General features: G+C 46.6%; 12 protein-coding genes. 8 read left to right on the plus strand and 4 right to left on the minus strand.

The window, feature by feature from the left end:
* Window positions 1–1,213: hypothetical protein (locus QUB35_RS36190; RefSeq protein WP_333147481.1), on the plus strand; the 1,213-nt coding region annotated here is incomplete at its 5' end.
* A gap of 116 nt (window positions 1,214–1,329) precedes the next feature.
* Window positions 1,330–2,685, plus strand: coding sequence for a replicative DNA helicase (dnaB, locus tag QUB35_RS36195; RefSeq protein WP_333147483.1), 1,356 nt, complete (start codon window positions 1,330–1,332; stop codon window positions 2,683–2,685).
* A gap of 39 nt (window positions 2,686–2,724) precedes the next feature.
* Here the strand turns inward: dnaB and QUB35_RS36200 are convergent, their stop codons facing one another.
* The gene (locus QUB35_RS36200; RefSeq protein WP_333147485.1) at window positions 2,725–3,270 is read right to left on the minus strand and encodes a site-specific integrase; all 546 of its coding nucleotides are present in this window, start codon (window positions 3,268–3,270) and stop codon (window positions 2,725–2,727) included.
* A 74-nt stretch (window positions 3,271–3,344) separates the two neighbouring features.
* Complete coding sequence (locus tag QUB35_RS36205) at window positions 3,345–3,527, minus strand: hypothetical protein (protein ID WP_333147487.1); 183 nt, start codon at window positions 3,525–3,527, stop codon at window positions 3,345–3,347.
* 406 nt (window positions 3,528–3,933) lie between these two features.
* On the opposite strand from QUB35_RS36205, the gene QUB35_RS36210 reads away from it, so the two are divergent.
* Together QUB35_RS36210 and QUB35_RS39325 are read left to right on the plus strand one after the other, a co-directional pair.
* The gene (locus tag QUB35_RS36210) at window positions 3,934–4,152 is read left to right on the plus strand and encodes a hypothetical protein (protein ID WP_332986362.1); all 219 of its coding nucleotides are present in this window, start codon (window positions 3,934–3,936) and stop codon (window positions 4,150–4,152) included.
* Entirely contained in the window at window positions 4,125–4,382 is a 258-nt protein-coding gene (locus QUB35_RS39325) for a helix-turn-helix domain-containing protein (RefSeq protein WP_445252098.1), read from the plus strand. The genes QUB35_RS36210 and QUB35_RS39325 overlap by 28 nt, the downstream gene beginning before the upstream one ends.
* A 246-nt stretch (window positions 4,383–4,628) precedes the next feature.
* Here QUB35_RS39325 and QUB35_RS36215 read toward each other — a convergent pair whose 3' ends face one another.
* Window positions 4,629–5,072, minus strand: a complete 444-nt coding sequence (locus tag QUB35_RS36215) for a hypothetical protein (protein WP_333147489.1) — start codon at window positions 5,070–5,072, stop codon at window positions 4,629–4,631.
* 435 nt (window positions 5,073–5,507) lie between these two features.
* On the opposite strand from QUB35_RS36215, the gene QUB35_RS36220 reads away from it, so the two are divergent.
* The 4 genes from QUB35_RS36220 to QUB35_RS36235 all read left to right on the plus strand — a co-directional run bounded on the left by QUB35_RS36220 (window position 5,508) and on the right by QUB35_RS36235 (window position 12,912).
* The gene (locus tag QUB35_RS36220) at window positions 5,508–5,726 is read left to right on the plus strand and encodes a transposase (protein WP_332946632.1); all 219 of its coding nucleotides are present in this window, start codon (window positions 5,508–5,510) and stop codon (window positions 5,724–5,726) included.
* Between the two features lie 312 nt (window positions 5,727–6,038).
* Entirely contained in the window at window positions 6,039–7,775 is a 1,737-nt protein-coding gene (locus QUB35_RS36225; protein ID WP_333147491.1) for a helix-turn-helix transcriptional regulator, read from the plus strand.
* Window positions 7,776–8,305: 530 nt separating this feature from the next.
* Window positions 8,306–11,818 carry a plasmid replication protein, CyRepA1 family gene (locus QUB35_RS36230; RefSeq protein ID WP_333147493.1) on the plus strand — a complete coding sequence of 1,171 codons (3,513 nt, stop codon included), beginning with the start codon at window positions 8,306–8,308 and terminating at the stop codon, window positions 11,816–11,818.
* A 743-nt stretch (window positions 11,819–12,561) separates the two neighbouring features.
* Complete coding sequence (locus QUB35_RS36235) at window positions 12,562–12,912, plus strand: hypothetical protein (protein ID WP_333147495.1); 351 nt, start codon at window positions 12,562–12,564, stop codon at window positions 12,910–12,912.
* Window positions 12,913–13,076: 164 nt separating this feature from the next.
* Here QUB35_RS36235 and QUB35_RS36240 read toward each other — a convergent pair.
* Window positions 13,077–13,357, minus strand: a 281-nt coding sequence (locus QUB35_RS36240) for a hypothetical protein (protein WP_333147496.1), incomplete at its 5' end; no start/stop codon positions are given.

A 13,357-nucleotide genomic window follows, 5' to 3' on the forward strand; every position in this document is an offset into this window, starting at 1 on the left:
AAATTTAACATCACCAGATAAAAAACCACAGCTTGTAACTGGGATCAAATCTAAAAGCACTGAATTAAATAAAAATTTAGAACAAGAACTAAAAACCCCTAGTGAAAATAAATGTTCCGCTCCAACCGCTGAATGTCTGAGAATTAATTCAGATAACAGTCAGGCAGTCGATGTGGCAATGCCTTGCACTCCAGAACAAAGAGGTTTGACCTCTAAACCCCCGCAAAAACTGCTGACAGAACTCAACAGCCTCGACAATCCAACAATCTCTGCCGCCAAATCACCAATACCTACCAATAAAGCTGTTCCGTTAAGTCCTGAAATATCTTCGCCCGTTACTCCCCAAGTTCCTGAAATTGTCGAAGCGGTTGCAATTGCCAACCCCGATGCGACTGAAACTGTCAAAGCCGTTCCAATTACTAATCCTGATGCAACTGAGATTGTCAAAGCTGTTCCAATTGCCAATTCCGAGACAACTGAGATTGTCAAAGCCGTTCCAATTACTAATCCTGATGCGACTGAGATTATCGAAGCGGTTGTAATTGCCAACCCCGATGCGACTGAGATTGTCAAAGCTGTTCCAATTGCCAATTCCGAGACAACTGAAATTGTCGAAGCTGTTCCAATTGCCAATTCCGATGCAATTGAAATTGTCGAAGCGGTTGCAATTGCCAATTCCGAGACAACTGAAATTCTCGAAGCGGTTGCAATTGCCAATCCCGATGCAACTGAAATTGTCGAAGCCGTTACGCGAGCCACAGGAGGTATGAATCCCGAATTAAAAATTTGTGTCCTCCAGCACAGCTTAAACGAAATCCAAGCCGCCATAAACTTGCTGCAAGTCCGAAGCCAAACAAAGCAAATATCCAACCCTTCAGGGTGGGTCGTTGATTGTTTGCGCGGTCGCTGGTGGGAAAAAACTAACGGTTTTCAAAACTCGAACCCAACAAATGTTGTTTCGTCTCCAGCTTCAACCGGCTCTTCTCCAACTCCAAAAAATTCTCATTCTGCACAGACAACAAGAATAAATGAGGATTATATTGACCCTCAGTATATGCCATTAGAAACTCACCGAACGTTATGCGAACAGTTCCAGCAACTAGGCAAAGAAGCTTTCGCAGCGCTAGGTATTCAGCAGCAAATTTACTTGCAGTGGATGCAGCGATTTCCTCAGCACGTAAAACAAATTTTCAACAAATTATCTACTACTTAATTATTTAGCTTAGCTGTGAAAACAGTGATGATTTAACCCATGTAGACAGCTTCTAACCCTTTAGACAACTTTGAAAACAGTTCAAGTAACAACAATCTCAAAGGAGAATACCAGATATGGCAGTCAGTTTTTTTGACAAAATTATGCCGAGCAACATTGATGCAGAGGAAGCAGTTTTAGGCGGAATTCTGATCGACCCAATCGCGATTAACCGAGTCGCAAATATTCTGCGTCCCGAAGCGTTAGCAATTACAGTCCACCAACACATTTATCGGGCCGCTTTAGCGTTGCACTCTAAAGAGCAGCCCACAGATTTGATGAACGTCACCACTTTTCTCGACGACCACAACCTGCTGGAAGTAGTAGGGGGTCAAACCAAACTGGTAATGCTGGTAGACCGAACTGTTTCAGCCGTCAACATCGACCAATATGCCTTGCTAGTCGTGGACAAGTTTGTCCGGCGCGAACTCATCAAAATTGGTAATGACCTGGTGCAGCTTGGCTACGAAACTTCCACCGAATTGGATGCCATACTAAATGAAGCCGAGCAAAAGATTTTTGTCCTCAATAAGTACAAAGAAGAGCGACAGAAAGCTATTCGGCCTCTTTCGGAATACTGCCACGAGCTTTGGCGATATCTAGATGAAATTGAGGAACAGCGCTTGGAGACTGCTAACTACTGTCCTGGAATCAGCACGGGGTTTTACGACCTCGACGACCTATTGGGAGGGGGATTTTACCGAGGCGAATTGATTGTCATAGGAGGTCGCCCCGGCAGTGGCAAAACAGCTTTGGCTTGCGCGCTTGGGTACAACATTGCTTCCCTCCCCAGCAACGGTCGGGTTTTGATGTTTTCGATGGAAATGCCGGGTCGGGACTTGGCAGCGCGGCTAATGGCACTTGAGAGTGGGGTGTCGGTGAAAGATATCAGGCAAGTTAACCTAGCTGGTAAGTACGAAGTGCTAGCTTCGGCTTTGGGGAAAGTTAGCGATGCTGATTTTTGGATAGACGAAAGTTTGGAACCGTCTCCCTTGGAGATTCGTTCCAGAGTTAGGGAGTTTGTTTGTGAGCGCGGCCCCTTGGGTTTGGTAATTGTTGATTACTTGCAATTGATGGTGAATTCGGCGGATGAAAATGTTGTCAATAAAATTAGCGAAATTACGCGGCAGATGAAGATTTTGGCTCGCGAGGTTGACGCGCCGGTTGTGCTGCTTTCTCAGCTCAATCGGGGGGTAGAGACTCGCACGAACAAGCGTCCGAGTTTATCGGATTTGCGTGGCTCTGGTGGGATTGAACAGGATGCGGATGTTGTGCTTGGAGTTTACAGGGACGATTATTACAATCCTGATTCTCCTGATGGGGGAACGGCTGAAATTATTGGATTGAAAGGACGGAATAGCGGAACGGGAACGGTTAAGTTGCTGTTTGATGCTGAATGCTGTCGGTTTCGGAATATCTATAAACTCCGGTAATATTGAAGGACAGACAGGAAAATATTGAACTCTGTCGCCTCACTTCAAAAGCCCAATCGCCTTGACAAGCTGTTCCGGCTGCACTTCTAAATAGCGCTGGAGGCTCGACAAATTTTTGTGACCTGATATCTCCATAATTACCCGCAGTGGCACCCCAGCATTGCTCAAGTTCGTGAGTGCTGTCCGCCTCATGGAATGTGTGGAAGCTCCCTTAATTCTTACCCGCTTGCAAGCTTCTTTAAAAATCACATCCGATGCGGCGCGTGTCAAAGGCTTCGTACCCTCTCGCCCCGGAAACAAAAAACCTACATCTGGATTGTAAGCCTTTAAATACTTAGCCAGCATAGGATGGAGCGGCAGCGTTCGCGTTGCTGATTTCCCCTTTGTGGTCGCTTTCCGCAACGTGACTGACCCCCCAACAATGTCGTGAGTTGTTAAAGCTAACGCCTCTGAAATGCGGCAGGCGCAGTAAAAAGTTACAGCAAACAAAAGCCTGTCCCTTGCTGTAATAAAACCCCGGTCAAACAGTCGGTCAATTTCTGCGGGCGTCAAAATCTTAGCGCGCCCATTCCCTTGAACCTTCACGGCGCAGCCCTCTTAGCGTAAATTCCTTCATTATTGGACGAAAGGGATGTTACGTCAAGTAGGCTAACTGGCTTCTATTCTTTGATGGCCAACCAAATCCGGCTTAATCGCTTTCTGGGCAATCGGAGGCGCTTGTTGCAACTCACTTCCCGCTTATTGCTATTCAACTGACTCGAATTCTCGGGAAAGTTGATAATCGGCAAGGTAGCGATCGCGTCGATGAGGTCTCCGAAGGTAACAGGTTCAAGGGCCACCATAACAGCACGATTAAATATAACTTGCGCTCGTAACAATTTAATTATACTATTTTTTGATTCAACTTGCAAGTTTTTTTGCTATTTTCGTTCCTCATTAATAAAAAGTTATGAATCTTTTGGAAAAGAGCTTCCCTCACTCATGCAAAAAAAATGCCATTGCAGTCGGCGAGCAAAAGCATTGTTATAAGTTTCAGAGGGTAAACGAGCGGGCTGGTTAATTGGTTGGTGAGCGAAACTTTTCGCTCGCCACTCTTAACGCCGAACGCGCACCTTTTGTTCAATAAATACAAGGCTAAGGCTCAATCCCTAAAGGCTAATCGACCAGTGTTATACCAATTTTCTAAAGTAGTGCTACAATTAGTAGAGGTCATTTTTGTAAGTTAGTACCCAAACAGAAGTCGGAAAAATGTCAGGAGTGGTTAAAATTGATATCCGGGAAACAGAAGAAGAACTGAAAGCTCTTCTGGGGAGAGAGAAAGACGCTCACCGCCACGAAAAACTGCTTCTTCTGTATTGGCTCAAAACCCAAACGGTAGAAACCGTATTGTCTGCTGCTGTGCGGCGCACGGGAAACATCGTACCACGGTACAAAAATGGTTGTCTAGTTATAGAAAAGGAGGAATAGAAAAATTATTATTCCAGAAACCTCGTTCGGGAAGACCAAAAATAATGAATCCTGAAACTATAGAGAAGTTATCAAAGGAATTGCAAGACCCAGAAGGATTCAGTAGCTACAAAGAAGTACATCAATGGTTGACAAGCTGCTGTGAAGTAAAAGTGGCATATCGGACAGTACAGAGCGTGGACAAGATATCGGCTAAAAGGGAAATTAAAAGTCCCGCGTCCCGTGAGTGAAAAACAGAAAAGTTGCGAGTAGTAGAAGAATTTTAAAAAAACTGTCATCTCTAATCAAAAGCAGTCGCTCGTCAGAGTGAGAGCTTTTTAAAGCCGTGGAAAAAAGTGCGATATTGGAGTGAAGATGAAAGTCGGATGGGGTTACATACAATTCAGAGAAGAAAGTTAACTCATCGCGGAATCAAACCGCAAGGAAAAGTACAATGGGATTTTATTTATATGTGGCTGTACGGAGCAGTAGAGCCGCTAACAGGAGAAGGATTTTTTTACGAGTTTACTCATCTGGACTAGGGAATTTAACGGCTGACGATTGACATAATCAATCAAGACTTCATTTTCTTGAAAATATCCAGCATAAAAGCTGTCATGAAGCCGAACAGCTTTATAATCAAGCCAGTGACACCCCTCCCCTTTTGGTCCTCTAATCCGAACTTTCCCTCCGTCTACGCTGGTTTCTTTAATGGGAAATTCGGCTCTTGGTTCAACCAATTGTTGGTTTTCTACCAATCTATGTAAAGTGGTATGACCTATCTTAACTCCCGTCTGTACTTCAATTTCTTGGGACGCCTTGGAATATGATAAGTTGGCTACTTGTCGCAGGCAGCATTTTTCAAAAAATGGAGCTAATTGAGTCGATTTTTTGAGGTTTAATTGTTCCGCTTGTTTTTCAGTTATTGTTAACTCACCCACACAGCTTTTTACGGTGCGGGGACGTCCTTTTTCTGTTCCCGTTGTTTCTTTGATAAAAAAAAAGCGACTTGGGGTCCCACCATTTCAAGCCATTGTTTTCTAAGGTGTCTTTCTATGCTTTCTTTCGCTATCTAATGCCTCGGGGGGAGTGTTTTTATATAAAGTTTTGGCAATTTCAGCAGTATAGGCTTCTAAACGTTCTTGTTCGTCCGGTGTCATGTTGGATTCCTAAAAATTATTCCTTGACTATTGTAACTCTTGAGCCATTCTATTATTCGCCGAATATAAAATAACTCATTGACCCTAAAACCGATTTTTCGGCAAAGTTCTAGTAGGGAGGTTGAAAAATTTTACAAAAATATCATACTTCTGCATATTTGCAAAACCGGGATGCTCCCTTTCATAACTCTTTAAATCTCAGTATACCGTCTTAGTGTGCTTTTACTGTTTCAGCCTGCCTACAGTCCGGAAGTCAACCCAATAGAAAGACTCTGGGGATATATAAAAGAACAATTGAAATGGTTGAGGTTTGAACAAATAGAAGAGTTAAGAGCGGCGGTGCAAAAAGAGTTAAAAAAGTTGACTAATGAATTCATTGCTTCTTTGACGGGATGGCAATTTATTTTAGACGCCATATTTGTAGCAGGACTTTAGGAAAATAGTATTAGTTTCGGGCATAAATTAACAGCGATAGAGCAGGAAATTATTACTGGAAAATGTTAAAATAATAGCGTTATGGTAAACTGTAGTAACGAGCGAATTGGGACAGTATATGGGAGAGCTTTCGATCGTGAAGTTAGTGGAAAAACACATTATTTTTCGCCACCACTGGAACGCAAATGCTTTGGGATACAGGGCCTGGTAGTACGGAAAGTTCGGGTTACTCCTTACAAAAAGGTTCGAGAAAGCAAGTGAGATATTTGTCTATCAAACCTGTAACTATTATTAGCATGAAGAGGCTAGGCTATGGAGTTATCTACTACCACCACCACCACGATAGATGGCGACCGCATTCAAGAGTACGCCAAGAAGCTACGCCAGAGTAATTTTTTAGAAACTTTGGCCTTGAATGTAGCAATGGGGATTCATGCCGAAATTACTAAAAGGGATGAAACATTAGAAGGCTTTAGTCATAAGTGTGTTGATGAACTCGAAAAATTTCTCAAAGAGCAGATAGTTGATGATGCTTTCTACTTGACAAAAGCAGAGGAAATATTAAATCATCTGACCCTCTGGCTTCAGGCAGGTAGAACCGAGGAAAATTTATGGAAAAACGTGGCACTTGATTCAGCTTTAATTTTTCTAGAGCCACTCGATTTATCCAATCGGACACTAGATGAGTTAACCGCTATGCTGGGGCTGGCTTCAAAAACAGTTCCCGCAACCGAACCCCAGCTATTTATCAGCACCACAATCACTCAAATACTCACCTCAGCCCCTCCTAGAACGGCTTGCAAGTCCTTATTACGAATTTGGGATTGGCAAGAAGATACCCATAAAAATGTGTTTTTTCGAGATAATTACAGCACAGGTTTTGTTAAGTTAGCCTTAAAGGATAAAGACCCAGTTACTAAAGAATATTTTTACTTTACAGGCAAGGCAGCCTGGGGAATTATTGAGGAATTTGGCAATTTGGGGAAAGATACTGCCAAACTCCACTGTTTACTATCTGCCTATGTTTTTCAACAGGCTGTGCCTTGGAGAACTGAAATTAAGCTAGCTGGAACTGGGAAAAATGGCGGCACTAACCTCATAGACTTAATGGGTTGGGGTGAGCGTAAAGATATCACCACTTCCCAGAAGTTACTCAGGATAGAGCAATGCCTGAAGGTTCTGAGAAGGCTGGACGCTACCATTAAATGGAATATCGGGAAGCTAGGATGCGATATGAATTCCCTCATTTGGGACGTTGCTGTGGAGCGCTACGGGCAGCGTAACATTTTCACAGATGAAATTGATGAACCAACAGAAATAGTAGCCTTCATTCGGGCGGGTAGATGGGCTGAGTTTTTCTTTAATAAACCTGGCAAGAATGCTACGCCTCCAGTTGCCTTATATGAGTTTGGTTGGATTTCAGAATCGACGCTTAAAATGAACCCGTATCATGATGAGCTAGCATTCTTAATCGCCATCAATATAACAACAGAAAGCGCCATTCATACAAATGGGAAATACACGGTTAAGACCGTGCTAGAGATGGCGATGCCGAAAAATGAGATTGAATTAACGCGGTCTGTTAAGTACAAAGCTCAAGATTTAAAGCAACGTTGGGATAAAGCCTTAATGCAGCTAGCTGAGTTAGATTGGCAGATTATATATGACTCTGAAACCTACCCAGAATGGTTGCGTCCCGGAAGTACAACAGGTAAACCCAAAGATTGCAAAAAAAGAATTATTGATTTACTGCTAGAAGCTGGCGTCACCATCAAGCCTCCCGGTAAAATTCCAGCCTTGATAGCTGCTAAAAAATCAGCATCTTTGCCCCGGAAACGAAAATCAGCATCTGCTGCCCCGTTAGAGTGGGAACCGATACAGAAGGCTTGTGAAGCAAAGGGTTGGACGAAGCAAACAGTCATCGCCGAAAAGCTGGGTATATCTCAGCAGCTAGTCTCACAGCTTCAACGCGGCAAGCCAATTAGCCCCAAAACCGCCGCCCACCTCAGAAAAATCTTGCCTCAAGTGCTACCGGAACTGTCAATCTAGCTTCCCATCCCCTTAACTCGAACTCCAGCCCCAAGCTTAGTAAGGCTGGAGTTTTGCGTAGTAAGGCAAAAATGACCTCCAAATCACCTTCAAACTCTTACCAGACAAGGCTTACAACTTTACTACGGACACACCCGGATCTAGCTACCAAAACACCCGGATCTAGCTACCAAAACACCCGGATCTAGCTACCTTTCAAATTTGAAACCCTTTCACAGTAAGTATTTCAGCACTTTACTACGCACGGATTAACTATTAATTAATTATCTTTGATCGGCGTGCAAGCAGCGATTTTTAGAACATGAGACAAAGGGATGTTCCCCACTCAAGGAATAGCCCGGTGAAGATTTATCGAGATAGCACAGCCATTGACCTTCAAAATCAGTCCTCACAGAGACTCACAGTCCACTTGACTCCATCTGACCCGTTCATGAGGCGCTCTGGCGGTAGCCAGATTCGGGTGCAACTTGGAGCGCATTTCGCATTGCTACTAGACCAGAAGGTCAACACAGCCAACATGGGGGTGCGTTATGGTCTTGTCTAAGTCCGCCCTCACTGAATGGCAAGAAAGCGGCGTAGACTCCGCCATCTTCGCCCTCAACGTGCAAACTCTTAGTGGCGACGCCCCCTACGCCTACCTCCTCTACGAAATTAACGCCGCCTCCGGCAGAGTCCACCCCGACGCACAATGGCGGTGGGCCAGAAAACACTACAGCCACATCGAGCACGGTGGTTGGTGGTGTTCGGGCCTTGACCCCCTCAACAACTGGCAGCCCATGTATTGGGGCTGCTTCAAACCCTATCAGCCCCGCAACAGCTTCGACCCAAACGGTAAAACCAAGCCCGTCAAATACGAACACCCCCCCAAAACCCCCACCAGAGCCTTCTTCCTGCAAGTCCCGGACCACATCTGGGCAAAAGTCGCAGAACGCTACGGCGTCCCCATCGACCTAGAGGATTTGGGAGAGGGGGGGAGGGGGAGCAGGGGAGCGGGGGAGCAGGGAGGCAGAGGGGCAGAGGGGCAACACGGGCTAGGGGCAGCACGGGCTAGGGGCAGAGAGGAGATGGAGGACGAAAATCTCCCCCTCTCCTGTACTCCCCCTCTCCCCCTCTCCCCCGCTCCCTCTCCCCCAAACCCGCTTCAATTCTGGGAATGGGTTTGGCTCAACAACATCCCCGTCATCATCGTCGAAGGCGCAAAAAAAGCCGCCTGCCTGCTCACAATGGGCTACCCGGCCATTGCCCTCCCCGGCGTCACAATGGGCGTCAGAACCAAGAACGCGCTAGGGGAGAAGTGCATCCCCTATCTCATCCCCGAACTCCAACACTTCGCCACCCCAGGGCGGGAAATCTGCATCGGCTTTGATCGCGACAGCAAGCGCTCTACCGTCCTCAACGTCAACCGCGAGATTGACAAACTCGGCCGCCTGTTCACCGCCGCCAAATGCTCCGTCAGCGTCATCACTCTGCCAGGACCGGAGAAAGGCATCGACGATTTCGTGGTAGCCAGAGGCGAGGATGCGCTCATTGCCCTCACAAACGCAGCACGAGGCTTCCAATTTTGGCAGGATAGGGAATCATGGGTTTTAACCTATCCCGCGTCTTTAACGCTAAATTCTCGCTATCTGGGAGAACTCCCCTATCCAGAGGCCGGCTTAGCCTGCATCAAATCCCCCAAAGGCACCGGCAAAACCCGCTCCCTCGCCCACCTGGTTTCCCACGCCCTCAACACGGGCGAACGCCGCGTGCTAGTCATCACCCACAGGATTCAGCTCGGCCGCGCCATCTGCGCCGGGTTGGGAATCAACTACATCGACGAAACCAAGAACTCGCCGGAAGGCAAATTATTCGGGTACGGCTTGTGTGTAGACAGCCTCCACCCCCACTCAATGGCCCGTTTCAACCCCGAAAACTGGTCTGGGGCGATCGTCCTCATTGATGAGTGCGAACAAGTCATCTGGCACGCCTTGAACTCCAGCACCTGCCGCGAAAACCGCGTCGGCATCTTGCAAACCCTGCAAGAACTCATTCGCACCGTCTTAACCACCGGCGGCTTAATCGTTGCCCAGGATGCTGATTTATCTGATTGCGCGATCGACTACTTGAAGGCGCTTGCTGGCATCCCTCTCGAACCTTGGATTGCCGTCAACGAATGGAAACCTAAAAAAGAGCGGGACGCGATCTTCTACGCCACTCAAAGTCCCGCACCACTATTCGCTCAAATGGAGCAAATTCTGTCGCGAGAAGTCACCGGCTGCGACCTTGAAAGTCGCGCCCTCTGCTGCCCGCTCGATCGAAACAGGCCCCACATTATGGTTGTTGAAGACTCCCAAAAAGTCAAAGGAAAATGGTCGTGTCGCAACCTAGAAACACAACTGCAAAAACGATTTCCCAACAAGCGCATTCTCAGGATTGATAGCGAGTCAGTAGCCGACCCCAACCACCCCGCTTGTGGCTGCGTTGAGAATCTTAATGCCACCATTCAAAACTACGACATCATCATCGCTAGCCCCACCATTGGCACAGGAGTTAGCATCGACATTCGCGGTTATTTTGCAGCGGTATTCGGCATTTTTAAAGGAGCAATTGCCGTCAACGATGCCCTGCAAAGTCTCGCTCGAGTCAGGGATGAAAATGTTCCAATCTTTGTCTGGACAGCGCCCTTTGGCATTGGCAAAATTGGCAACGGCAACGCTTCTTATCGATCTCTCCTCGCTTCCCAGCAGAAGGTTATCAAAGCCAATATTCGCTTGCTGCAAGGAGTTGACTTCGACATCGACGCGGCCCACGACCCGGTTCACCTGAGAACTTGGGCAAAAATGGCTGCTAGAATTAATGCCGGAATGTGGCATTACAGGGAGGCGATTAGGTACAGCCTAAAAGCTGAAGGGTTTCAGGTAAAACTGTGCCGAGAAAATCAGCTAGAACAACTCCTTTTAGAGGGATTAGCGCAGCAAATAGCAGCCAGCGCGGTTAAAAACTGGAAGCTATTGCAGCAGGTTGCCCAGAAGGTTGATGCTGGGTTAAATGAATTAAATCTCCGAAATGTTGGAGCTGCTCTGGCTAAGAAAGAGGCTGAGTCAATTCAGCGAGAGAACTGCAGGGTAGAAGCGGATGCTGTTGCTGATGCTCCTGATATTACTCTGTCTGAGTATCTGGAGTTGAAGGACAAGCGCTCCAAGACTCGGGGCGAACTCAATCAAGAGCGCAAGTACCAACTGCAAGAGACTTATGGTGTGTCGGTGACGCCCGAGCTGAAATTGAAGGACGACGACGGCTGGCTGCCTCAAATTCGCCTGCATTACTATTTGACCCATGACCCAGAGTTTGTCAAGAAACGAGATAAAAATCACTTGGCAGGCCATCAAGAAAGGGGTCAAGGGAAGGTTTGCCCGCAAGATTTGCGCTTCCTGAAAGCTTCTGTGGAAGCTCTCAAGAAGTTGGGGCTGATGGAGTTCTTTGACTCAGACAGGGAGTATCGAGGGACTGACCCGGAGGTGATAGCCTTTGCTCAAAGGGTCAAGCAGTATTCTGCGGACGTGAAAGATTTTCTGGGTATCAACGTCCACCCTAATGCCCACCCAATGGAGGTGGTTCAGTATGTTTTGAAGGGGAAGCTGGGCTTTACCCTGCGGCTGGTTCGCCAAGAAAGGTCGGAGGAACGAGATGCTTTGGGCAGGCCCAAGCGCATTCGAGTTTACCAGTTCCAGTTCCCCAACGACGGCAGGTCGGCGATTTTTGCAGCTTGGCAGCAGCGGGATGAGAAGGCCATCTCTTTGGCAGAAGCCGCGGCTCCCTGTTTGGAAGGGATTCCAGGCGGCACAGGGTCGGATAAAGATATGAAGATATCCGGGGGTGTGCCACCAATTGATGAAGCTGCGAACGCAGGACACTCATTGAAGGTGGGCGCGCTAGTGCGGTTTGTTGGTGAGGTTCAAAAATATGTGGTTAAAGCTGTCTCAGGCGCTCGAGTGATGGTGCAATCGTTGCTTTCGGGTGCGATCGTCCACACTTGCGATCGCCGTTTGGAGCTGGCGGATTGAGGAGCAAGGTGAGAACGCTGCCAAAAAGTGCGATTCGTTTAGTCCCAGCGCGACCTGAAAAGGATCGTCTGTTCCGCAGAGCCTACTCTGCTAAGGAATTCACAGCCTTTACCCTCATGTAAAAGACTCATCTGAGTCCGGCCGCGTCTCAGTACAGTATTAGACGCTCGCGGCGCCGGCTCGCCGAAAAAATACTTTTCAAACGCGATCTCGACGGGAATTCGCGGATGGAACGATCGCGCTCACCTATGCGTGCGGTCTCAGACTATATTGCCTCGAAAGACCGCAATACCCCTATCGCAGGAGTTCTGTGGGGGGCGCAGTTGGCGCTCTTCAAAGCAAGTAATGCTGCGAGCGATCGCCAATAAACATATCTCAAGCCAATAAATAATAACTCCGACAGGTATCCGGTAAAAACTTGAAAGATTCCAATCCCTCACAAGTTAAATTAGAGATTTGTGTGATAGAGGATATCGTCTTTCCAAACGCTTCATCTCTGTTGGCATATCTGTCAGTTGTCGCGCGCTCAGCAATCGATGCTACCTAGCCTCCCATCATATCTTTGAAGTGCGTTAATATCAGACGATTGTGCTTGCATCCGCTTGCAATTAATGCAGGCTCTAATATTAGAGATTTTAATTGATTGATTTAAAGAAATGTCGCTCTGCAATTTCTCTATCGAGAAATTGGTCTGAAAATTTATCAAAACAAATCAGGTGCAATAGATGCACAGTTAAAAACTCATGTCAATCCCAAAAGGAAAGCGAGATTTGATTTCAATTTTGCCACTAAAACATTTGAAGGATATGCCGCCTGCAATTGAATTGCCTGCCAACTTTGCCAAAATTCATCCCCCGCGCTTTAACTGTGGCGAAATGGTGCGCTGGACGGGTGTTAGCGAAGAAGCTGACAGAGGAATGGTTATCGGCAAATTTTACAACTACGAACAATGTCAATGCTGTTGGATGTGGTGTTACATCATTTGCCTTACTCCTGATTCCAAAAGTGCAACGTGGTGTCAGTTTGATACTGCCTGGGAGGAAGATTTGGAGAAGTTTGAGGATGATAAAAAAGCAGCAGAATCTGACCGATAGAGAACGCAATTTGATTGCAGTTTACAGTCAATGCCAATTGCGAATGACACCGAGGCAGTTTTATGAAAAGTGGGGAGTGAGTTATGAGGAAATCGCTTTTATTTGTTCTCGTTCTGATTCTACAGTGCGGGGTTGGTTTAGAAAGGGGAAAAATCGCAGATTTCCTACTGCTGTCGATTTGCGTCATTTGGCTTTAATGGATTTTCTGCTGGAACATTTTGAGGAAATCCCAGAGGCATTGGTGGCTTTCCTGTGTCCGCATTGTGAAGATAATAGCCTGGATTAATAGTGGCGGGTATAACGGAAAGACTGTTCAGGGCAACGACTGTATACGTTGTCGCAATCATATACTGCTGACTTGTTCCAACAGTTTTGGTGGCTGCTATACATACACCAAGCTTTTTCAGCATCAAAAGATAATTTGAGCTTGTCTTAGCACAAACCT

This window comes from Microcoleus sp. B13-B6 (assembly GCF_036705405.1).
GTDB lineage: Bacteria > Cyanobacteriota > Cyanobacteriia > Cyanobacteriales > Microcoleaceae > Microcoleus.

Coding starts and splice junctions, on each gene's coding strand:
- dnaB (WP_333147483.1), top strand. CDS start 1,330: ATGGCAGTCAGTTTTTTTGACAAAATTATGCCGAGCAACATTGATGCA.
- QUB35_RS36205 (WP_333147487.1), bottom strand. CDS start 3,527: ATGGTGGCCCTTGAACCTGTTACCTTCGGAGACCTCATCGACGCGATC.
- QUB35_RS36210 (WP_332986362.1), top strand. CDS start 3,934: ATGTCAGGAGTGGTTAAAATTGATATCCGGGAAACAGAAGAAGAACTG.
- QUB35_RS36225 (WP_333147491.1), top strand. CDS start 6,039: ATGGAGTTATCTACTACCACCACCACCACGATAGATGGCGACCGCATT.
- QUB35_RS36230 (WP_333147493.1), top strand. CDS start 8,306: ATGGTCTTGTCTAAGTCCGCCCTCACTGAATGGCAAGAAAGCGGCGTA.
- QUB35_RS36235 (WP_333147495.1), top strand. CDS start 12,562: ATGTCAATCCCAAAAGGAAAGCGAGATTTGATTTCAATTTTGCCACTA.